Genomic DNA, 22,343 nt, shown 5'->3' on the forward strand with positions numbered 1-22,343 from the left:
TCCGCCCCTCGCTCCCTGACTGCGCTTGTTCAACGACTTCGACGATCTGTACGCACGGAGTCTAGGCCCTGCCCTCCCCTCGCTGAGCAGCCGCGTCTCGTCGGCGGTGGCGTTGACCCCACTTCGTCCCGGCTCCGCAACCGGCTGCCGGACGGTGCTGCCCGGCATGCGGACAGGCCGGGCCGCGCCGGGCGGTCAGGCCCCGGCTCCGTCCGGGCGGGGCAGCGGGCCGCCGTCGAAGGGGCTCCGGGCGTCGGGCGGAGCGTCGAAGGGACTCCGTTCCCCGTCCGGGGGTGACGCCTGGGGCTGCCGGGTGGCCCGCAGGGGCTCCGGGGGCGGGAGAGGAGAGGGAGCGGCCTGGGGCTGGTGCGGTGGCTGCACGTACGGGTTCACCTGGGGTTGCTGCGCCGGAGGCTGCTGCGGGGTGCCGTACGGCGGGTGGGGCTGCATGTACGGGTTGGTGTGCGGGGGCACGGGCGTTTGAGGGGATGCGAGAGGCGAGGCAGGCGAGTGCGCGGGCAGGGGCTGCTGCGAGGGCAGGGGCTGCTGGTGGGGTTGGTGCGGATGCTGACTTTGGTGCAGGGGCTGGCCCTGGTGCGAAGGCTGGCTCTGGTGTGGATGCTGGCCCTGGGGCTGCTGCGGTGACCGCGGGCCGAGCGGTGTGTGGGGCTGCGGCTGGGGCTGGGGCTGCGGGTGGAGAGGTGGCTGCGGACCCGGCGGCGTGTGCGACTGCGGCCCGGCGGCCGGCGGCACCTTGGCGACGGGCGGCACTCCGGCAGCGGGAAGCGGTCCGGCGCCAGGGGCGATGGGCCCGGCGGCGCCCGGTCCCGCGGGGGTGACCGTCACCGGCCCGGGGGCAGGCCCGGCCGGTCCGGCACCGGGCGCGCCCGCCCCGGCAGCCCCTGGCGCGCCCGCCCCGGCGACTCCGGTAACGACTGTCGGCGCCGCGTCCGGGGCCGGTCGCGGGTGTGCGGCCGGGGCTGCGGCGGGGCGGACGACGCCGTGGGCGACGTACGGTGCGCCGCCGCGTGCGGTGGGGTCGGACGGGCGGCGGCCGGGTTCCCGGGAGACCGCGCGGTCCATCACCTCGGCGGCGATCCGGGCCGCGGCCGCCAGCGTCCGTTCGCCCAGCAACTCCGTACGGATCGCGCCGCCCGCGGCCAGATGGCGGTCGTAGGGCAGCGGCAGCACCGCCGCGCCGCCCGCGCCGAGGTGGGCGGCGGCCGTGCGGGCGTCGACGCCGGAGTCGGGCGCCAGGTGGGTGAGGACCACGACGGTGGTCGGCAGCAGCCCCGGGTGCAGACCACCGACCCAGTCCAGCACGGAACGGGTGGCCGCGACGCCCTCCGGGGTGGCCGGGGTGACCAGCACCCGGGCCTGCGTGGTGACCAGCGCGGTGCGGGCCACCTCGGCGGGCAGGGTCTCGCAGTCCACGACGGTGGCGGCGAAGTGGTGCCGCAGCGAGGTCATGACGATGCGGTACGCGTCGAGGTCCAGCCGGGTGCCGATCGCGCCCTGGCTGCCGGGCAGCAGCCAGCCGCCGCCCGCGAACGGCAGCAGATAGCCGGTCAGGTCGGTGATCAGCATCGACGGATCGACGATCTCCGCCAGATCGCTGCCCGACCAGCGCACCTCGCGCGCGCCCAGCCGGTGCGGGAGGGTGCCGAGCGCCGGGTCGGCCTCGACGGCGAGCACCGGATCGGGCCGGTAGTGGGCGTAGGTCAGCGCGAGCAGCGCCGCGACGGTGGACTTGCCGGCGCCGCCCCGGATGCTGGAGACCGCGATCTGCCGCCCGGTGACGACCGGCTGCTGGATGGCGCGCGCCGCCTCCGTGACCGCCGCCGCCTCGGTCGCGGGCGAGGAGGCGAACACCTTCCGCAACGCCCGCCCGGCCCGCCGCCCCAACGGATCCCCGCGCCGCGGCTTGGGCTGCCCGTCGGCCAGTTCCGGCGGCAGCAGCGGTACGGACACGGGCGTCCGGGCGGGAAGACCGGGACGGCTGTAGGGGACGGGGGCGGACGCGGCCGGAGCCGGACCGGAGACAACGGGCGCGGCCGGGGCCTGAGCCGGACCGGGAGCGACCGGGGCAGGCCCTGGAACAGCCACGGCCTGAGCCGGACCGGAAACGCCCGCCCCCGGCGCCGCAGGTGCGGCCGGAGGCACGGGCACCGCCCCGCCCGGCACCGCACCGCCCGGCCCCGCACTGCCCGGCACCGCACCGCCCGGCACCGCACCCGCCGGGCCGCCTACCGCAGCGCCCGGGCCCGCCTCCGTACCTGAGACGGCGTCCGCCACGGCACCCGGGCCAGCCTCCGTCGCCGCCCCTCCCCCGGCGCACGCCGCCTGCCCGGGCGCCCCCGGCACCCCTGCGGGCGCCCCTGAGACACCCCCACCGGGCACCCCCGGGACGACGCCCGCCCCGGGCACGTCCGAAGCGCCGCGCGTGCCCTCCGTTCCGCCCGTTCCGTCCTGGCTCCGTGTCTGCGCCTCCACGCCCCGCCGCCCCTCTTCCCCGAGTGCTCCCGGTGCCTCCGGCCGGACCGGCCGTTCCGTTGCCTCTGGCCGTTTTTCCGGGACCGTCTGCCACGACCGCCCCGGGGTCGCCGATGGTTCCGCCCGCCGGGGCGCCGGCGGCGGTTCCGAACCGTCGGGCGCCGCCGACGGGTCCGCCGCCTCCGTAACCGGCGGACCCGGGTCCCGGGTCACCCGTTCCGTACCGTTCATCGTCAGAACGCGTCCCGCAGCAGGGCGTACCCGCCGAGGGCGCCCACCGTCACCGGGATCAGGGCCACGACCGCCACCGGCTCGGCGCGGGCCACGGCGCGCCGCAGCGCGTCGGGGGTGCGCAGGGTGAGGAGCGCGGCCGGGAGGGCCGCCAGGAGGCAGAGGAGCGCGCCCGCGGCGGCGGGGGCCGGGCCGGTCGCGGCCCAGCGCAGCACCGGGTGCAGACAGGCGGCGCACCCGGCGGCGGCGACCGCGGCGACCTGCACCGCCAGCGGATAGGCGCGGGCCCGGGCGCAGAGCACCAGGCCCAGCAGGAGCGCGGCGGCGACCGCCCAGGCGTCGCCCAGGCCGGCTGCGAGCCAGCCGCCGGCGCCCGTGGAGACGGCGGCGGCCACGGTGGCCGGGGCGAGCGTCCGGTGGGTGGCGCCGAGGGCCGCGGCCACCCGGTGGCGGCTGACCGGGGTGGCGCCCGCGCGCCGGTCGTCGAGCCCGGTCAGCCCGGCCGACGTCAGGGCGTGGCGGGGCAGTTGGCCCAGGACGAGGACGCCCACGAGGCCGAGAACCGCGCCGGTCCGGGCGGGCGTCGTCAGGGCGAGTCCGGCCTCCCACGCCCCCAGGGAGACGAGGACCGCGGCGGCCCCCAGGTGCGCCGCGCGCCGCCAGGGGGCGCACAGCCCGAAGAGTCCGAGGAGGGCGGCGGCGGTCCCGGCCAGGGCCGCGAGGCGGACCGCGCCGCCCGGTGTCGCGTACCAGGTGGCGTACGCCCCGAGGGTGCCGCCGAGGAGCAACAGGGCCGCCCCCGGGGCGCGCCGGTCGGTCCGGGCCGCGGCCAGGGCGGCGCCGACGCCGCCGGACAGCACCGCGGCGACGCCGAGCCAGAGCGGGGCGGCCCCGCCGTACCAGCGGTCGGCCCCGGCGCCCGCGACGGCGCCGAGCAGCACACCCGCCGCGCCCGCGGCCACCGCCGCGGCCCGTGGGCCCCAGCCCCCGCCGCGTATCTCCAGGGGCGCGGCGGCATCGGCACCGGGGCCGCCACCGGGGCGGGTGCCGGGCGTGAACGGGCCCTGGACGAGATGGAGTTCGGCGCCGTCCGGCAGGCGGGCGGCGGCGAGGGAGTGGTGCGGGGCGAGGGCCGTGCCGTCGGCGGTGACCAGCTGCTGCGCGCCGGGTCCGGCCGGGCGCTCGCCGAGCAGCCGCAGCAGCTCCGGCAGGAGCGCCCCTACGGGTTCCCCGGACGGGACGACGAGTTCGGTGCGGCGGCCCCCTTCGGTGACGAGGGTGACCCGGCTCAGGGTGGTGCGCCGTTCCCCGGGGGCGCCCACGCTCGCGCTCACGCCGGGGCCTCCGTCCGGCGGTGGTTCCCCGCCCAACGGACGCCGTCCGCCGGGGCTTTGGCCCCGTACGGACAGGTGTGCCGGGTTTGTCGCCGCCGGGTGGTGTCCGCCCCCGGCGACCGGCCGCCGTCGTTCCGCGCCATCGCCCCTCGCCCCTCCCCTGTCCGCACGGCGACACCCTACGGCGATTTTCGCTTCCCCGACCCCTCGAAAGTGCCGAGGGGATCGACAAAAGGGCAGGTCAGAGCAGGTACCGGGGCGAGCACCCCCGCACAGGGGCAAGTCGGCCCGAGGGGTGCGCGGCGGCTCCCCGGAGACGTACGGGGACGGTCCCGCCCGGGGCGCCCCGGTCCCTCGTGGGTGGGGGTGGGGAGAACCCCACCCCCACCCGGCCCGTGCACCCCATGGCAGACGGCGCGGCGTCCGGGCAGGCTTGCCGTATGACGCAGACAGTGACCCCGGCCGGCGCACGCGAGGACGAGGGGGCGCCCCCGCCCCGCCCGCGCGCCGCCCTTTCCCCGGAGACCTGGCGGGAGATCGGGTACCTGCTGGCCAATCTGCCGCTGGGCGTGCTCGCCTTCGAAGTGGTGCTGTTGTGGCTGGCGCTGGGGCTGGGACTGTCGATCACGGTGGTCGGGCTGCCGTTGCTGGCCGTGGGCCTGACGGCGTTCCGGTGGTACGGACGGCTGGAGCGGGCGCGGGCCCGGAAGCTGCTGGGCGTGCGGGTGCCGGAGCCGTCCGCGCTGCGCACCCGTGAAGCGGGAGTCTTCCCCAGGCTGTGGGCGCGGCTGACGGACCCGGTGGGGTGGCGGCACGCGCTGTTCGCGCTCGTCCGGCTGCCCTGGGTGGTGGTGACCTTCGGGCTCACCCTCGTCCTGCTCGTCGCGGGCTGGCCGCTGCTGCCCTGGGTGGCGCGGCTGCTGACCGACGTCGACCGGGCCATGGTGCGCGGGCTGCTGTCGCCGTCGGACGCGCTGGAGCGGCGGATCGCCGAACTGGAGGCGGACCGCGAGAAGGTGACCGACACCGCCGCGGCCGATCTGCGCCGCATCGAGCGGGATCTGCACGACGGCGCGCAGGCCCGGCTGGTGGCGCTCGCGATGGGGCTCGGGCTGGCGAAGGAGAAGCTGACGGAGGATCCGCAGGCGGCCGCCGCGATGGTGGACGAGGCGCACGGCGAGGTGAAGCTGGCCCTCCAGGAGCTGCGGGACCTGGCCCGGGGCATCCATCCGGCGATCCTCACCGACCGGGGCCTCGGCCCGGCCCTGACCTCCCTGGCGGGGCGCTGCACGGCCCCGGTGTCGGTCTCCGTGGAGCTGACGGAGCGCCCGGTGCCGGCGATCGAGGGCACCGTGTACTTCACCGTCTCCGAGCTGCTGCAGAACGTCTCCAAGCACGCCGGGGCGCGGTCCGCCGCCGTCCAGGTGCGGCGGTCCGGCGGGCGGCTGCTGGTGACGGTCACGGACGACGGCCACGGCGGCGCCCGGAAGGTGCCGGGCGGCGGCATGGCGGGGCTCGCCGACCGGCTGGCGTCGGTGGACGGCGCCTTCACCCTGGACTCGCCGTCCGGCGGCCCCACCCGGATCACCGCCGCCCTCCCCTGGCGCGGCCGCACCACCACCTGACCCACCACGGCCGGCGCCCCGCGCCGCCCCTCCCATCCGGATGCCCGGACCGCCCCCGGGGCGCGTCCGGCGGATCAGGCATCCCGAAATCAGGCACCACCCCTTCCGGCACGCCCTCCCGGCACCACGACCCCAGCCACACCGACAGGACGGACGGCATGACGATGGCCACGGCTTCCGCGCGACAGACGGGCGCCCCCCGCGTACTTCTGGCACTGCGCGCCCCCCTCTCGGGGCGCACCTGGCGCGCGTTCCTCTACCTCCTCGGCAACCTCCCGGTGGCCGTCGCACTGTTCGCCTACGCGACGACGATGACCTCCCTGAGCGCCGGACTGCTGGTCACGGTCGCGGGCATCCCGGTGTTCGCGGCGACGCTGGCCGGGGCGCGGGGGCTGGGCGCCGTGGAGCGGGCGCGGGCCCGGGCGCTCCTGGGGATGACGGTGGCGTCGCCGCCACCGGTGCGGCCGTCCGGCGACGGCGTGGTGCGGTGGACCGGTGCGCTGCTGCGGAACGGTTCGGCCTGGCGCCAGCTGCTCTTCTGCGTCCTGCGCTTCCCCTGGGCGGTGGCCGCCTTCTCGCTCGCGGTGACGTACTGGCTGCTGGCCTGGTCGCTGCTGACGTATCCGCTGTGGCGGTGGACGTTCCCGCGCTACCTGGACCGGCCTGGCATCCAGCTGTGGAAGCCGGGCGCCGTCCCGGGCGATGTCTCCGGGTACGTCGACACCCCGACCGAGATCGCGGTCACCGCCGTCCTGGGCCTGCTGCTCGTCCTCGCCCTGCCCAAGGTGACGTACGCGCTGACCGCCCCGGACCGGGGACTGATCCGGGTGCTGCTCGGCCCCTGGCCGGTGACCGAGCCGGGGCCCGGGACGGCCGCCGGGTCCGAGACGCCCGCCCCGTACGGCGCCGCCCCGCACGGCAGCGCCCCGCACGACAGCGCCCCGGAGACGGTACGGACCGCGGCGCCCGGGGACGGCCCGGCGCCCCGGGAGAGCTGACCGCCCCGGAAACCTCACGCTCCTCTGCCGCCCCGCTCACCCGTTTCTGCCCCGACGCATCCGGATGCTGGGATGCTGAGGTGCCGTGCCGGGAGTGAGCGGGGCGGCGGTGCGTGGGCGGTTCGGGAGAGACGGGCGACGTGGAGGACAGGGTGCGGGTGGTCATCGCCGAGGATTCGGTGCTGCTGCGAGAGGGGCTGACGCGGCTGCTGACCGACCGCGGACACGAGGTGGTGGCCGGTGTCGGCGACGGCGACGCGCTGGTCACCGCGGTCGGCGAACTGGCCGGGGCCGGCGCCCCGCCCGACGTCGTGGTGGCCGACGTACGGATGCCGCCGACCCATACCGACGAGGGGGTGCGCGCCGCCCTCACGCTGCGGCGGGCACACCCGGAGGTCGGGGTGCTGGTGCTGTCGCAGTACGTCGAGGAGCAGTACGCGACCGAGCTGCTGGCCGGGTCCACCCGCGGTATCGGCTATCTGCTCAAGGACCGCGTCGCCGAGGTGCGGGAGTTCGTCGACGCGGTGGAGCGGGTCGCGGGCGGCGGCACCGCGCTCGACCCCGAGGTGGTGGCCCAACTGCTGGGCCGCAGCCGTCGCCAGGAGGCGCTGGACCGGCTGACGCCGCGGGAGCGGGAGGTGCTGGCCCTGATGGCGGAGGGCCGGACCAATGCGGCCGTCGCCCGGGAGCTGGTGATCAGCCACGGTGCGGTGGAGAAGCACATCGGCAACATCTTCCTGAAGCTGGGCCTGGCGCCGAGTGACGGGGATCACCGCCGGGTGCTCGCCGTCCTCACCTATCTCCGCCCGTGACGCCTCCGCCACCCCGCCCCGGACCAGGCACGGCCCGCGTGCCACCGGGGCCGTAGGTCCGTGGTCCTAGCACCATCGTCGGAGCGTCACCGCAGCGCGGAGCTGCCTCGGAGAGGGGGGACGGATCCAGTGTTTTCATGACGATTCACGAGCATCCGCCATCTCACGGCCACGTCCATCATGTGATCGACCCAGGGAAGGTGACCCTTACCCCCGTACGATGGTGAGGGGACCGTCCGGTCGGCACGACACGTCCCGAGCCCGCCCTCCGGCGGGGAGCCGTACCCCTCTAGGGAGGTCCGAAGCAGTGACCAGCCAGGTCAGCAGCACAGCCGAACAGGCCGACGGAGCGCACGTCGGGGAACAGCGCTCGTTTGGCGACGGGGGCACAGACAAAGAGATCCGGCGTCTGGACCGGGTGATCATCCGGTTCGCGGGTGACTCCGGTGACGGCATGCAGCTCACGGGTGACCGGTTCACCTCGGAGACCGCGTCCTTCGGTAATGATCTGTCGACGCTGCCGAATTTCCCCGCAGAGATCCGCGCCCCTGCCGGCACCCTGCCCGGTGTTTCCAGTTTCCAGCTGCATTTCGCCGATCACGACATCCTCACCCCCGGTGACGCCCCCGACGTCCTGGTGGCGATGAATCCGGCGGCTCTCAAAGCAAATCTGGCGGATGTTCCGCACGGCGCGGAGATCATCGTCAACACCGATGAATTCACCAAGCGTCCGATGGCGAAGGTCGGCTATGCCACCAGCCCGCTGGAGGACGGTTCACTGGAGGCGTACCGCGTCCATCCGGTGCCGCTGACGACCTTGACGATCGAGGCGCTGAAGGACTTCGGGCTCTCCCGCAAGGAGGCCGAGCGCAGCAAGAACATGTTCGCGCTGGGCCTGCTGTCGTGGATGTACCACCGGCCGACGGAGGGTACGGAGAAGTTCCTCGCGGCGAAGTTCGCCAAGAAGCCGGACATCGCGAAGGCGAATGTCGCGGCGTTCCGGGCGGGCTGGAATTTCGGTGAGACGACGGAGGATTTCGCCGTCTCGTACGAGGTCGCCCCCGCGACCACGGCATTCCCGACGGGCACCTACCGCAATATCTCCGGAAATCTTGCGCTGTCCTACGGACTGGTCGCCGCGGGCCGTCAGGCGGATCTGCCGGTCTACCTCGGTTCGTACCCGATCACCCCGGCCTCCGACATCCTGCACGAATTGTCGAAGCACAAGAATTTCGGGGTGCGGACGTTCCAGGCGGAGGACGAGATCGCCGGTATCGGTGCCGCGCTCGGCGCCGCCTTCGGCGGTTCGCTCGCGGTGACGACGACCTCCGGTCCGGGTGTGGCGCTGAAGTCCGAGACCATCGGCCTGGCCGTCAGCCTCGAACTCCCGCTGCTGATCGTCGACATCCAGCGCGGCGGCCCCTCCACCGGCCTGCCGACCAAGACCGAGCAGGCCGACCTGCTCCAGGCGATGTACGGCCGCAACGGTGAGGCGCCGGTGCCGATCGTGGCGCCGAAGACGCCCGCGGACTGCTTCGACGCGGCCCTGGACGCCGCCCGGATCGCGCTGACCTACCGCACGCCGGTCTTCCTGCTCTCCGACGGCTACCTCGCCAACGGCTCCGAGCCCTGGCGCATCCCCGAGGTCGAGGAACTGCCCGACCTGCGCGTGCAGTTCGCCACCGGCCCCAACCACACCCTGGCCGACGGCACCGAGGTGTTCTGGCCCTACAAGCGCGACGAGCAGACCCTCGCCCGCCCGTGGGCGGTGCCGGGCACGCCGGGTCTGGAGCACCGGATCGGCGGCATCGAGAAGCAGGACGGCACGGGCAACATCTCCTACGACCCGGCCAACCACGACTTCATGGTCCGCACCCGCCAGGCCAAGGTGGCCGGCATCGAGGTCCCGGACCTGGAGGTCGACGACCCGGCCGGCGCGGACACCCTGGTCCTGGGCTGGGGCTCGACCTACGGCCCGATCACCGCCGCGGTGCGGCGGGTGCGCGGGGCCGGGCAGCGCATCGCCCAGGCCCATCTGCGTCACCTCAACCCCTTCCCGAAGAACCTGGGCGAGGTCCTGGCGCGCTACGACAAGGTGATCGTGCCGGAGATGAACCTCGGCCAGCTCGCCACCTTGCTGCGCGCCGAGTTCCTGGTCGACGCGCGCTCGTACAACCAGGTCAGCGGAATGCCGTTCAAGGCCGAGCAGCTCGCCGAGGTCTTCAAGGAGGCCATCAATGACTGAGACGATCGCGGGGCCGGTGGCCGGACCGCAGGCGCTGGCGCTGGTGCCCAAGGCCGAGGCCAAGCAGTCCATGAAGGACTTCAAGTCGGACCAGGAGGTCCGCTGGTGCCCCGGCTGCGGTGACTACGCCGTCCTCGCCGCCGTCCAGGGCTTCATGCCCGATCTGGGGCTGGCGAAGGAGAACATCGTCTTCGTCTCCGGCATCGGCTGCTCCTCCCGCTTCCCGTACTACATGAACACCTACGGGATGCACTCGATCCACGGCCGCGCCCCGTCGATCGCCACCGGCCTGGCGTCCTCCCGCCGCGACCTGAGCGTCTGGGTCGTCACCGGTGACGGCGACGCGCTGTCCATCGGCGGCAACCACCTCATCCACGCGCTGCGCCGCAACGTCAACCTCAAGATCCTGCTGTTCAACAACCGGATCTACGGTCTGACGAAGGGCCAGTACTCCCCCACCTCCGAGGTCGGCAAGATCACCAAGTCGACGCCGATGGGGTCGCTGGACGCGCCGTTCAACCCGGTGTCGCTGGCGCTCGGCGCGGAGGCGTCGTTCGTCGCCCGCACCGTCGACTCCGACCGCAAGCACCTCACCTCCGTGCTGCGCGCCGCCGCCGACCACCCGGGCACCGCGCTGGTGGAGATCTACCAGAACTGCAACATCTTCAACGACGGCGCCTTCGAGGTCCTCAAGGACAAGGACAAGGCCCAGGAAGCCGTGATCCGGCTGGAGCACGGGCAGCCGATCCGCTTCGGCACGCCCGGCGAGGACGGTCTCGGCTCCCGGGGCGTCGTCCGCGACCCGGCCACCGGCGATCTGAAGATCGTCGACGTGGCGGAGGCGGGCACCGACGCCATCCTGGTGCACGACGCGCACAGCCCGTCGCCCACCACGGCGTTCGCCCTCTCCCGCCTCGCCGACCCGGACACCCTGCACCACACCCCCATCGGTGTGCTGCGCGACGTGGAGCGCCCGGTCTACGACACTCTGATGGCCGAGCAGCTGGACGCCGCCGTCGAGCAGCAGGGCAAGGGCGACCTCGGCGCCCTGCTGGCCGGCAACGACACCTGGACGGTCGTCGGCTGAGACCCGCCCCGCCCGTCCCCACGGTGCCCCCACCCGGTTCGTCCGGTGGGGGCACCGGTACGTTCCGGGGCCGTGACCTGGGCGTTCGGCGGTGGCGGGCGGGGCGCCGCGGCGCCGCGCGACGGTCATGACCGTATGCCGATACGCACATGACAGGCGGGCGGTGCGGCGCTACCGTCGCAGGGTGGCGCCGCACGTCCGGGGGCGGCCGAGCAGCCTCGGGAGGGTCCTTTGGAGTCCGGGAACACACAGCGCACAGGGCTCGCGTACGGTCTCGCCGCGTACGGCATGTGGGGGCTGCTGCCCCTCTACTGGCATCTGCTGGACACCGCCTCGCCCGCCGAGATCCTGGCGCACCGCATGGCGTGGTCGCTGCCGGTCGCCGCGCTCATCCTGGTGGTGCTGCGCCGCTGGTCGTGGGTGCGTCCGCTGCTGCGGCAGCCGCGCCGGCTGGCGCTGGTCGCGGGGTGCGCGGCGGTCATCTCCGTGAACTGGTTCCTGTACATCTGGGCGGTGAACGCCGGGCACGTCCTGGAGGCGTCACTCGGGTACTTCATCAATCCGCTGGTCAGCATCGCCTTCGGGGTGCTGGTGCTGCGGGAGCGGCTGCGGCCGTTGCAGTGGACGGCGGTGGGCGTGGGCACCCTCGCGGTGCTGGTGATGGCCGTCGCCTACGGCCGGGTGCCGTGGATCTCGCTGGTGCTGGCCTTCTCGTTCGCGACGTACGGGCTGCTGAAGAAGGGCATCAAGCTCGACGGCGTGGACGGGTTCGCGGCGGAGACCGCGATGCAGTTCGTACCGGCGGTGGGCTTCCTGGTCTTCCTCGGCGTACGCGGCGACTCGGTGTTCGTGAGCGACGGCATCGGCACGGCGCTGCTGCTCGCGGGGTGCGGGGTGGCGACGGCGGTGCCGCTGATCTGCTTCGGTGCCGCGGCGGTCCGGCTGCCGCTGACGACGATCGGGATGCTGCAGTATCTGGCGCCGACGTTCCAGTTCGCGCTGGGCCTGCTGGTCTTCCACGAGTCGATGCCGCCGGAGCGGTGGGCCGGTTTCGCGCTGGTGTGGCTGGCGCTGGCCCTGCTGACCTGGGACGCGCTGCGGACCGCCCGCACCGCGCGGGCAGCGGTGGCGGCCGCCGGCCGACGCGCCGGAGCCGCGGTCGCGGCGGGCGCGGCCACGGTGGCCGCGGACCACCCCGGCGAGAAGGCCGGGGCCGCGCTGTCCGCGGCTGCGGACGAGCCGTCGGCCTGAGCCCCGTACCGCCCCGGAGGCGCGCCGTACCGCGTCGCGCGCCCCCGGGACCGAGGGCCTACCTGGCGGCTGTGCGGGCCGCGTTCGCCGTCTTCACGAGGGTCTGCCGGTCGACGGCGCCGACGTAGACCGTGCCGTCGTCGGTCATCAGGGCGTTGACCAGGCGGGTGCTGAAGACATGGCCGGAGCCGAAGTCGCCGTGGACCTTCTCGCCGAGGCTGTCGAGGAAGGCCGCCGCACCGCCCTTGCCGGTCGGCAGGGAGCCCCCGCCCTTGAGCACGGCGACGCCCGTCCAGCCCTTGCCGAGGACCGTGACACCGTGCGGGCCGGTGGTGTTCTGCCGGCCCTTCTCGCCGCGGAACTCCTTGAAGCCCTCGAAGCCCTTGGAGCCGTGCGGCCCCTGCGAGCCGTGCCCCTTGCCGCCCGGGTGCAGCTGTGCACCGTCGACGATCTTCGCGCCGCGGGGCGGGGCGAACGACGAGGCGGCCGGGCGGGCGAAGTCGACGGTGGTGAAGCCCGCGTCGACGACAGGGGCGCCGCCGCTCCGGGGCAGCAGCGAGAACTTCAGCGGCACACCGTTGGCGGCGTCCACCGCGATCCGGACCGATCCGATGGTCGATCCGGACTGCTTCGGCGTCAGCACCAGCTGGTACGCGTCCCGCCCGGCGACCTTCTCGGTGGAGCCGACGGTGACGGAGGTGGTGTCCCCTGCGGCCTTCAGCGCCTGCCGGGCCAGCTCCTGCGGGGTGGCCCCGGCCAGATCCCGCGGCAGCCCCGCACCGGGCCGCGGAGCGTGCGCCGCGCCCTTGGGCCGCTCGGAGCGGACGGCGGTGTTGCTGCCGCCGTCGTACGCCCAGCTGCGGTCGCCGTCGTGGATCAGGCTGTACTCGGCGCGGCCGTCGACGAAGGTGACGCGCTGTCTGTCGGGGCCGTCGGCCGCGACGCGCAGGGTGTGGGCGCCGGACGCCAGCTCCATCAGCTTGTTCCGCGGCGACTGCGGGGCGCCGCCGTCGCCCTCGCCGGAGCCGCCCGCGCCGCCGAGGCCCGGCAGCGCGCCACCCGCGCCCGGCAGCGACGGCAGGCCCAGGTCCGTGGTGACGCGGACGGTGCCGGAGAGCTGCTGGGTGTCGGAGCCGGCCATCTTGGCGAGGAGCTGCTGCGCCGTGAGCTTCGGCAGATCGGGTGAGCCGGATCCGGCGAACGCCGGGACCAGCCCGACCGTCGCCGCGACCACCCCCGCCACCGCGACGGGGACCCCGTACCGGACGGCCTTGCGGCGCTTCACCGGGACGTCCCCCTCCGGGACCGGGCGGCCCGCGGTGGCGTCTGTCGGTTCGTTCCGTGGCATGTGCCTACCTCCGGTCATGAGCGGCGGGCCCGCGCTGCGCACCGGTCCCCCGGGCCCCTTCGTGGCCGTACCGCCGCGTTGTGGTGATCTCATCCCACCAAAACGACCGGCGCGCCGCGTCAACCCACGGAGCCAACCCGTCCTCCTGCTGGGGTATGACATCCGGTCAGCGCACGGCGGCACACCTCCACCGGGAGGGTGACACGGCCCCTGAGACCGGGGCAACGGGAGGCGGGCCGTCCGGTCCCCGGGGCCGGACGCGGCGCGCCGCTCCCGGTCAGCCGGCCCGGTGCACCACGGCGTCGCAGAGGCTCTCCAGCGCCGTCTTCGCCGTACAGTCCGGCAGCGGCGCCAGCACGGCGCGGGCCTCCTGGGCGCGGCGGACGGTGTCGCGGCGGGCCTGCTCCAGCGCGGGGTGGGCGCGGAGCGCGGCGAGCGCCTCGGCGTGCCGGGCGTCGTCGGTGAGGTCACCGGCGAGCAGCTCGCACAGGGCACGGTCCTCGGCGGTGCCGGACGGGCCCTCGGCGCGGGCCCGCAGATGCAGCACCGGCAGCGTGGCGACGCCCTCCCGCAGGTCGGTGCCGGGCGTCTTGCCGGACTCGTGGGAGTCGCTGGCGATGTCGAGCACGTCGTCGGCGAGCTGGAAGGCGGTGCCCAGCCGTTCGCCGTACTGGGTGAGGATGTCGACGGCGCTCTCGTCGGCGCCGGACATCATCGCGCCGAACCGGCAGGCCACGGCGACCAGCGAACCGGTCTTGCCGGCGAGGACGTCGAGGTAGTGGTCGACCGGGTCGCGCCCGTCGCGCGGCCCCGCGGTCTCCAGGATCTGGCCGGTCACCAGCCGCTCGAACGCCTCGGCCTGGATGCGGACCGCGTCGGGCCCGAGGTCGGCGAGGATGTGCGAGGCCCGGGCGAAGAGGAAGTCGCCGGTCAGGACGGCGAGGGAGTTGCCCCAGCGGGCGTTGGCGCTGGCCACGCCGCGGCGCACGTCCGCCTCGTCCATCACGTCGTCGTGGTACAGCGTCGCCAGATGCGTCAGCTCCACGACGACGGCCGAGGGCACGACGCCGGGGGCGTACGGATCGCCGAACTGTGCGGCGAGCGTGACGAGCAGCGGCCGGAACCGCTTGCCGCCCGCGCGGACGAGATGCTGTGCGGACTCGGTGATGAACGGCACGTCGCTTTTGGTGGCCTCCAGCAGGCCCTCCTCGACAGCCGCCAACCCGGCCTGGACATCGGCCTCAAGAGCCTGGTCCCGCACGCTCAGCCCGAAGGGCCCGACGACGGTCACGAGGGGTACTCCTGTCTGCTGACGATCAAACGGAATGTCGATCTGTCGCTGTCTCCACCGCCTGCCAGCGTATCCGGTCCCAGTTCGATCACCGTGAGCGCCCGCCCCCCGAACCCCATCGGCAGCCGACCAGCCCTGTGCCCGGTATGTTCCGAGGCCCCTTTTTCCCCTCTATGACGCGATTCGGACGAGGGTGCGGACCTCGACCGGACGGGAACCGGGACGAGCCCGGGCGCCCGGTGCGGCTCCGTGCGGGCGGTGCGCGGGCCCGGCCACCCGGTGCGACTCCGTCTCCGTGCGGGCGGTGCGCGGGCGGAGCCCGTCCGCCCGCCGCCCCGCCCCGCTCACCCGCCTGAGCAGGCACCCGGGGAGTTGTCCACAGGGCCCGCGGCGGACGCGGGACGGGCCGTAGTCTGCTGATCGACCCCACGGCCACCGGCCGGGCGGGCGGGGCCACCACGCCGTGCCCGTCGGTGACGACGAACGCGAGGAGCTGTCATGTCCGAGCAGAGCCCGTTCGACCTCCCCGAAGGCGACCCCTTCGGCCCGCACACCCTGCCCTACGGCGTGTTCAGCACCGCCGCGGAGCCCGCGGTGCGCCGCCTCGGCGTCCGCTTCGGCCGGCACGTCCTCGATCTGAGCGCGCTGCCCGAGCCGCTGCGCCCCGCCCACGCCGAGGTGCTCGGCGCGCCGACCCTCAACCCCCTGCTGGCCGCCGGACGGCCGGTGTGGACGGAGGTCCGGGCCGCCATCCGCACCGCGCTGACCGACCCCGCGCACCGCCCCGCCGTCGCCCCGCTGCTGCACCCCCTGGACGACGTCACCCTCCACCTGCCCTTCGACGTCGCCGACTACGTCGACTTCTACGCCAGCGAGCACCACGCCACCAACGTCGGCAAGATCTTCCGCCCGGACGGCGCCGCCCTCCCGCCGAACTGGAAGCATCTGCCGATCGGCTACCACGGCCGCGCCGGCACGGTCGTCGTCTCGGGCACCCCTGTCGTCCGTCCCCGGGGCCAGCGCAAGGCCCCCGCCGATGCGGCGCCGACGTTCGGCCCCTCCGGCCGGCTCGACATAGAGGCCGAGGTCGGCTTCGTCGTCGGCGCCCCCTCCACGCTCCACGAGCCGGTCGCCCTGGAGTCGTTCCGTGACCACGTCTTCGGCGTCTGCCTGGTCAACGACTGGTCCGCGCGCGACATCCAGGCATGGGAGTACGTCCCGCTCGGCCCGTTCCTCGGCAAGTCCTTCGCCACCTCCGTCTCCGCGTGGATCACCCCGCTCGACGCCTTCGACGACGCCCGCACCGCCCCGCCCGCCCGTGACTTCCCGCTGCTGCCCTACCTCGACGACGCGGCGGCCGAGCCCGGCGGCATCGACCTGCGCATCGAGGTGCGGATCAACGGCGAGACTGTCTCCCGGCCCCCGTTCGCCTCGATGTACTGGACGGCCGCCCAGCAACTGGCCCATATGACCGTCAACGGCGCCTCCCTGCGCACCGGCGACCTCTACGCCTCCGGTACGGTCTCCGGCCCCGAGCCGGACCAGCGCGGCTGCCTCCTCGAACTCACCGAGGGCAAGGGCCCGTTCCTCCAGGACGGCGACGAGGTCACCCTGACCGCCTGGGCCCCCGGCCCGGACGGTGCCCGCGTCGGCCTGGGCGAGGTCACCGGCCGCATCCTGCCTGCTCCGGCGGCGCCCTGACCCTCCGTCCGACCGGCTGGCCCGGCCCCGTGGGCGAGGACGGAGGCGGAAGCGGTGGCGGCGACGGGCGCACGATCGTCACCTCGTCTCCACACCCCTCCTGCTAGCCTCACGGCTTCCCAACTCACCACCGAACGAGGAGACGTAGGTGCGCAAGGCAGCGCAGATCGCCGGAGCGGCCGCCCTCGCCGCGATGCTGCTCAGCGGCTGCGGCAGCAGCGGCAGCTCCGAGGACGAGCCGGCCGGGGGGAAGCCCGCGTCGTCGGCCCCCGACGCGGGCGGCAAGCCCGCCGAGGGCACGGCGGTGGAGGGCGCCTGGGAGACCGAGGAGGGCGGCGAGCCGCTCATCCTGGTGTTCAAGAACGGCACGGCCGCCCTCAGCCGGGGCCATAAGGCCGGGTGCCTGGGCAAGGTCCAGCAGATGGGCGGTATGTCGATGGTGGCGCTGAAGTGCACCGACGGCGACACCAGCCGCACCATGGGCACCCTCAGGCCCGCCGCGGACGGCAAGAGCCTGACCGTCAGCTGGAAGGGCGGCCCGACGGAGAAGTACCAGCGCTCGGCGGACGGCAAGGTGAAGATCCCCGACCTGCCGGAGCTGCCCAGCGGCGCCCCGAACGGCGGCTGAGCCCGGTCCGCACACGGCCGCCGCCCAGCCCCTGCGGAAGGGGCCGGGCGGCGGCCGTGTGCGGTCGGGTCGGCGGGTCAGCGGACGAAGGTGCCCGCCTGCCCCGCGAGATCGAGGAAGTACTGCGGCGCCAGACCGAGCACCAGCGTGACCACGACCCCGAAGGCGATGGCGGTCGTGGTGAGCGGACTGGGCACCGCGACCGTCGGGCCCTCCGCCTTCGGCTCGTGGAAGAACATCAGCACGATCACGCGGATGTAGAAGAACGCGGCGATGGCCGACGACAGCACACCGATGACGACGAGCCAGCCGGCACCGCTCTGCGCCGCCGCCTTGAAGACGGCGAACTTCCCGGCGAAGCCGGAGGTCAGCGGGATCCCGGCGAAGGCCAGCAGGAACACCGCGAAGACCGCGGCGACCAGCGGTGAACGGCGGCCGAGCCCCGCCCACTTGGACAGCTGCGTCGCCTCTCCCCCGGCGTCGCGGACGAGCGTGACGACGGCGAACGCGCCGAGCGTCACGAAGGAGTACGCGGCGAGGTAGAAGAGGACGGACGAGATGCCGTCCTGAGTGGTCGCGAGGACACCGGCCAGGATGAACCCGGCGTGGGCGATGGAGGAGTACGCCAGCAGCCGCTTGATGTCGGTCTGGGTGATGGCGACGATCGCCCCGCCCAGCATCGTGACGATGGCGACGCCCCACATCACCGGCCGCCAGTCCCACCGCATCCCGGGCAGTACGACGTACAGCAGCCGCAGCAGCGCGCCGAAGGCGGCGACCTTGGTGGCGGCGGCCATGAAGCCGGTGACCGGGGTCGGAGCGCCCTGGTAGACGTCCGGCGTCCACATGTGGAAGGGGACGGCGCCGACCTTGAAGAGCAGGCCCATCAGGACGAGCGCACCGCCGATGAGCAGCAGCGCGTCGTTGCCCATCGTGCCGGCGAGGGCCGGGTCGATCTGCTTGGTGCCGTCCGCGATGACCTCGGCGATACCCGCGTAGGTGACGGTGCCGGCGTAGCCGTAGAGCAGGGCGATGCCGAAGAGGAGGAACGCCGAGGAGAACGCGCCGAGCAGGAAGTACTTGAGGGCGGCTTCCTGGGAGAGCAGGCGCTGGCGGCGGGCGAGGGCGCAGAGGATGTAGAGCGGGAGGGAGAAGACCTCCAGCGCGACGAAGAGGGTCAGCAGGTCGTTGGCGGCGGGGAAGATCAGCATGCCGCCGACGGCGAACAGCAGGATCGGGAAGACCTCGGTGGTGGTGAACCCTGCCTTGACCGCCGCCTGCTCGGCCGTGCCGCCGGGCACGGCGGCCGCCTGAGCGGCGAACGAGTCGACGCGTTTGCCGTGGGCCGCCGGGTCGAGGCGGCGCTCGGCGAAGGTGAACACCGCGACCAGGGAGACCAGGAGGATGGTGCCCTGGAGGAAGAGCGCGGGGCCGTCGACGGCGAGGGCGCCCATCGCCGCGAGGTGCGCCTTGGTGGTGGCGAAGCCGCCCGCGGCGAGGCCGATGACCGCGGCGAAGCCGGCGGCCAGCGCCAGGACGGAGAGCAGCAGCTGCGCGGTGTGGCGGTGGCGGCGGGGCAGGAGCGCCTCGATGAGGACGCCGACGATCGCGGCGCCGAGGACGATCAGCGTCGGGGAGAGCTGGGCGTACTCGATGTGCGGGGCCGGGATCCTCCCGGGCACCTCGGCCGCCGTTGTCCACAGGGTGTGGATGTCTGTCACGGGGTTCACTTCGCGGCCTCCGCATCGTGGTGGTGCGCGGGCTGACCGGCCCGGTGGTGCCCGGGCACCGCGTCCACCCGCACCTCGGGCTTGGGGTCCTGCTTGTCCACGACGGAGAGGGTGTGGTCGACCGCGGGGTTGACGAGGTCGGTCAGCGGCTTGGGGTACACGCCGAGGAAGAGCAGCAGGGCGATCAGCGGACCGACGACGACCAGCTCGCGGACGCGCAGGTCCGGCAGGACGCGGATCTCTTCGTCCTTGGGCGGGCCCGTCATCGTCCGCTGGTAGAGGACAAGGACGTAGAGCGCGGCGAGGACGATGCCGGCGGTGGCGATGATGCCGATGACCGGATAGCGGCTGAACGTGCCGACGAGGACGAGGAATTCGCTGACGAACGGGGCGAGGCCCGGCAGTGACAGCGTGGCCAGACCGCCGACGAGGAAGGTGCCGGCGAGCAGCGGCGCGGCCTTCTGCACCCCGCCGTAGTCGGCGATGAGGCGGGAGCCGCGGCGGCTGATGAGGAACCCGGCGACCAGCATCAACGCGGCGGTGGAGATGCCGTGGTTGACCATGTAGAGGGTGGCGCCGCCCTGGCCCTGGGAGGTCATGGCGAAGATGCCGAGGATGATGAAGCCGAAGTGGGAGATCGAGGCGTAGGCGATCAGGCGCTTGATGTCCCGCTGGGCGACGGCGAGCAGCGCGCCGTAGAGGATGCTGATCAGGGCCAGGACCAGGATGACCGGGGTGGCCCAGCTGCTGGCCTGGGGGAAGAGCTGGAGGCAGAAGCGGAGCATCGCGAAGGTGCCTACCTTGTCGACCACCGCGGTGATCAGCACGGCGACGGGAGAGGTCGACTCGCCCATGGCGCCCGGCAGCCAGGTGTGCAGCGGCCACAGCGGCGCCTTCACCGCGAAGGCGAAGAAGAAGCCGAGGAACAGCAGGCGTTCGGTGCCGGTGCCGAGGGTGAGATGACCGGAGGCGCGCGCCTGGACGATCTGCTGGAGCGAGAAGGTGCCGGTGCCGAGCTGGTCGGCGGTGACGGCGTAGAGGCCGATGACCGCGGCGAGCATGATCAGGCCGCCGGCGAGGTTGTAGAGCAGGAACTTCACCGCGGCGCTCGCCCGCCGGGCCGCCGCCTCGCTCTCGTCGGCGCCGCTCGCGCCGTCGCCGAAGCCGCCGATGAGGAAGTACATCGGGATGAGCATGGCTTCGAAGAAGAGGTAGAAGAGGAAGACGTCGGTGGCCTCGAAGGAGAGGATCACCATCGCCTCGACGGCGAGGATCAGCGCGAAGAAGCCCTGGGTGGGACGCCAGCGGCGGTTGGGCCGCACCTCCTCCAGGGTGTCGGCGTCGTGCCAGCCGGCGAGGATGACGAACGGGATGAGCAGCGCCGTCAGGGCGATCAGGGCGACCGCGATGCCGTCCACGCCGAGTTCGTAGCGGACGCCGAAGTCGGCGATCCAGGCGTGGGACTCGGTGAGTTGGAACGGTCCCTTGGCGCCGGGGTCGAAGCGGAACGCGATGACCAGGGCCATCGCGAAGGTGGCGAGGGAGAAGAGCAGGGCGACCCATTTGGCGGCGGTGCGCCTGGCCGCCGGGAGCGCGGCGGTGACGACGGCACCGACCGCCGGGAGCGCCGCGGCGCAGGTCAGCAGGGGGAACGAGAGATCTGCCACGGGTCAGACACCCCTCATCAGCAGGGTCACGGCGACGAGGACGGCGGCCCCGCCGACCATTTGGGCGGCGTAGGAACGGACGAAGCCGTTCTGCAGCCGGCGCAGGAGTCCGGAGAGTCCGCCCATGGTGACGGCCGTGCCGGTGACGGCGCCGTCGACGAGGGTGTGGTCGAGGCGGACGAGGGTGTCGGTCAGGTGGGTGCCGCCGCGGACCAGGACGACGTGGTTGAAGTCGTCCTGGAGGAGGTCGCGGCGGGCGGCGCGGGTGAGCACCGAGCCGCGGGGCGCGGTGACCGGTACCGGCTTGCGGCCGTACATCAGCCAGGCGGCGGCGACGCCGAGGAGAAGGACGACTACGGTGGCGGCGGTGGTGACCGTCGCACCGAACGGCGGCTGGCCGTGGGCGAGGGAGGTGACGGGCTCCAGCCAGCGGACGAAGGCTTCGTTGACGCTGAACAGGCCGCCGGCGAAGACCGATCCGAAGGCGAGGACGATCATCGGGATGGTCATGGTCTTCGGGGATTCGTGCGGATGGACCTCGTTCGGATCCCAGCGCTTCTCGCCGAAGAAGGTCATCAGCATCACGCGGGTCATGTAGAACGCGGTGATCGCGGCGCCGAGGAGGGCCGCGCCGCCGAGGATCCAGCCCTCGGTGCCGCCCTTGGCGAACGCCGCCTCGATGATCTTGTCCTTGGAGAAGAAGCCGGAGAGACCGGGGAACCCGATGATGGCGAGATAGCCCAGGCCGAAGGTGATGAAGGTGACCGGCATGTGCTTGCGCAGTCCGCCGTAACGCCGCATGTCGACCTCGTCGTTCATGCCGTGCATCACGGAACCGGCACCGAGGAAGAGCCCGGCCTTGAAGAAGCCGTGGGTGACCAGGTGCATGATCGCGAATGCGTAGCCGATCGGGCCGAGCCCGGCGGCCATGATCATGTAGCCGATCTGCGACATCGTGGACCCGGCGAGGGCCTTCTTGATGTCGTCCTTGGCGCAACCGACGATCGCACCGAAGAGGAGCGTGACGGCGCCGACCACGACGACGGCGGTCTGGGCCGCGGGCGCGGCGTCGAAGAGCGGCCCGGAGCGGGTGATGAGGTAGACGCCCGCGGTGACCATGGTGGCGGCGTGGATGAGGGCGGAGACCGGGGTCGGGCCCTCCATCGCGTCCCCGAGCCAGGACTGCAGCGGCACCTGGGCGGACTTGCCGCAGGCGGCCAGCAGCAGCATCAGCGCGATGGCGGTGATCTTGCCCTCGCCCGCCGGGCTCGCCGTGCCCGCGGCGTCGAGGACCGGGCCGAACGCGAAGGTGCCGAAGGTGGTGAACAACAGCATGATCGCGATGGAGAGGCCCATGTCGCCGACGCGGTTGACGAGGAATGCCTTCTTGGCGGCGGTGGCCGCGCTGGGCTTGTGCTGCCAGAAGCCGATGAGGAGGTACGAGGCGAGGCCGACGCCCTCCCAGCCGACGTAGAGCAGAAGGTAGTTGTCGGCGAGGACGAGCAGCAGCATCGCCGCGAGGAAGAGGTTGAGATAACCGAAGAAGCGGCGGCGCCGTTCGTCGTGCGCCATGTAGCCGACCGAGTAGAGGTGGATCAGCGAACCGACCCCGGTGATCAGCAGGACGAAGGTCATCGACAACTGGTCGAGCTGGAAGGCGACGTCGGCACGGAAGCCGCCGACCGGGATCCAGGTGAACAGGTGCTGGTGCAGGGCGCGGTCATCGGCGGCCCGGCCGAGCATGCCGGTGAAGAGGACGGCGGCGACGGCGAAGGACACGACCGCGAGGAGCGTGCCGATCCAGTGGCCGGTGCGGTCGAGGCGTTTTCCGCCGCACAGCAGCAGGGCCGCACCGACCAGCGGTGCCGCGATGAGCAGCGCGATCAAGTTCTCCACTTTGTG

The 22,343-nt window shown here is 73.6% G+C and carries 15 protein-coding genes; 8 read left to right on the forward strand and 7 right to left on the reverse strand.

Features of this window, described 5'->3' with window-relative positions; translation table 11 throughout:
* Positions 1-195 precede the first annotated feature (195 nt).
* Complete coding sequence (locus ACF1BH_RS18750) at positions 196-1,971, reverse strand: hypothetical protein (RefSeq protein ID WP_391643554.1); 1,776 nt, start codon at positions 1,969-1,971, stop codon at positions 196-198.
* Positions 1,972-2,726: 755 nt separating this feature from the next.
* Entirely contained in the window at positions 2,727-4,058 is a 1,332-nt protein-coding gene (locus ACF1BH_RS18755; protein ID WP_391643555.1) for an EsaB/YukD family protein, read from the reverse strand.
* A gap of 440 nt (positions 4,059-4,498) precedes the next feature.
* On the opposite strand from ACF1BH_RS18755, the gene ACF1BH_RS18760 reads away from it, so the two are divergent.
* From ACF1BH_RS18760 to rarD, 6 genes are all read left to right on the forward strand, one after another.
* Positions 4,499-5,683, forward strand: a complete 1,185-nt coding sequence (locus tag ACF1BH_RS18760; RefSeq protein ID WP_391643556.1) for a sensor histidine kinase — start codon at positions 4,499-4,501, stop codon at positions 5,681-5,683.
* A 158-nt stretch (positions 5,684-5,841) separates the two neighbouring features.
* Positions 5,842-6,681: a sensor domain-containing protein gene (locus ACF1BH_RS18765; protein WP_391643557.1), complete on the forward strand. Its 840-nt coding sequence runs from the start codon at positions 5,842-5,844 to the stop codon at positions 6,679-6,681.
* A 152-nt stretch (positions 6,682-6,833) separates the two neighbouring features.
* Positions 6,834-7,493 carry a LuxR C-terminal-related transcriptional regulator gene (locus ACF1BH_RS18770; protein ID WP_391643661.1) on the forward strand — a complete coding sequence of 220 codons (660 nt, stop codon included), beginning with the start codon at positions 6,834-6,836 and terminating at the stop codon, positions 7,491-7,493.
* A gap of 307 nt (positions 7,494-7,800) precedes the next feature.
* Positions 7,801-9,738 (forward strand): 2-oxoacid:acceptor oxidoreductase subunit alpha, encoded by a 1,938-nt coding sequence (locus ACF1BH_RS18775; protein WP_391643558.1) that lies wholly within the window; start codon positions 7,801-7,803, stop codon positions 9,736-9,738.
* The gene (locus ACF1BH_RS18780) at positions 9,731-10,825 is read left to right on the forward strand and encodes a 2-oxoacid:ferredoxin oxidoreductase subunit beta (protein WP_391643559.1); all 1,095 of its coding nucleotides are present in this window, start codon (positions 9,731-9,733) and stop codon (positions 10,823-10,825) included. The genes ACF1BH_RS18775 and ACF1BH_RS18780 overlap by 8 nt, the downstream gene beginning before the upstream one ends.
* 288 nt (positions 10,826-11,113) lie before the next feature.
* Positions 11,114-12,076 (forward strand): EamA family transporter RarD, encoded by a 963-nt coding sequence (rarD, locus tag ACF1BH_RS18785; RefSeq protein WP_391643662.1) that lies wholly within the window; start codon positions 11,114-11,116, stop codon positions 12,074-12,076.
* A gap of 58 nt (positions 12,077-12,134) precedes the next feature.
* Here rarD and ACF1BH_RS18790 read toward each other — a convergent pair whose 3' ends face one another.
* Both ACF1BH_RS18790 and ACF1BH_RS18795 read right to left on the reverse strand, forming a co-directional pair.
* Positions 12,135-13,424, reverse strand: a complete 1,290-nt coding sequence (locus tag ACF1BH_RS18790; RefSeq protein ID WP_391643560.1) for an outer membrane lipoprotein carrier protein LolA — start codon at positions 13,422-13,424, stop codon at positions 12,135-12,137.
* Positions 13,425-13,701: 277 nt separating this feature from the next.
* Positions 13,702-14,715, reverse strand: coding sequence for a polyprenyl synthetase family protein (locus ACF1BH_RS18795; RefSeq protein WP_391643561.1), 1,014 nt, complete (start codon positions 14,713-14,715; stop codon positions 13,702-13,704).
* A 498-nt stretch (positions 14,716-15,213) separates the two neighbouring features.
* Here ACF1BH_RS18795 and fahA point away from each other — a divergent pair, with 498 nt between their 5' ends.
* A complete protein-coding gene (fahA, locus tag ACF1BH_RS18800; RefSeq protein WP_391643562.1) occupies positions 15,214-16,416 on the forward strand; it encodes a fumarylacetoacetase in 1,203 nt (400 codons plus the stop codon).
* Between the two features lie 148 nt (positions 16,417-16,564).
* A complete protein-coding gene (locus ACF1BH_RS18805; protein ID WP_391643563.1) occupies positions 16,565-17,044 on the forward strand; it encodes a hypothetical protein in 480 nt (159 codons plus the stop codon).
* 77 nt (positions 17,045-17,121) lie between these two features.
* On the opposite strand, the gene nuoN is transcribed toward ACF1BH_RS18805, so the two are convergent.
* Genes nuoN through nuoL form a run of 3 tightly spaced genes read right to left on the reverse strand, consistent with a single transcriptional unit; the run spans position 17,122 to position 22,337 of the window.
* Positions 17,122-18,765 carry an NADH-quinone oxidoreductase subunit NuoN gene (gene nuoN / locus ACF1BH_RS18810; protein WP_391643564.1) on the reverse strand — a complete coding sequence of 548 codons (1,644 nt, stop codon included), beginning with the start codon at positions 18,763-18,765 and terminating at the stop codon, positions 17,122-17,124.
* A gap of 5 nt (positions 18,766-18,770) precedes the next feature.
* Positions 18,771-20,441, reverse strand: a complete 1,671-nt coding sequence (locus tag ACF1BH_RS18815) for an NADH-quinone oxidoreductase subunit M (protein WP_391643565.1) — start codon at positions 20,439-20,441, stop codon at positions 18,771-18,773.
* Between the two features lie 3 nt (positions 20,442-20,444).
* A complete protein-coding gene (gene nuoL, locus ACF1BH_RS18820; protein ID WP_391643566.1) occupies positions 20,445-22,337 on the reverse strand; it encodes an NADH-quinone oxidoreductase subunit L in 1,893 nt (630 codons plus the stop codon).
* Positions 22,338-22,343: the final 6 nt, after the last annotated feature.

Source organism: Streptomyces sp. NPDC014733 (genome assembly GCF_043083385.1).
Taxonomy (GTDB): Bacteria; Actinomycetota; Actinomycetes; order Streptomycetales; family Streptomycetaceae; genus Streptomyces.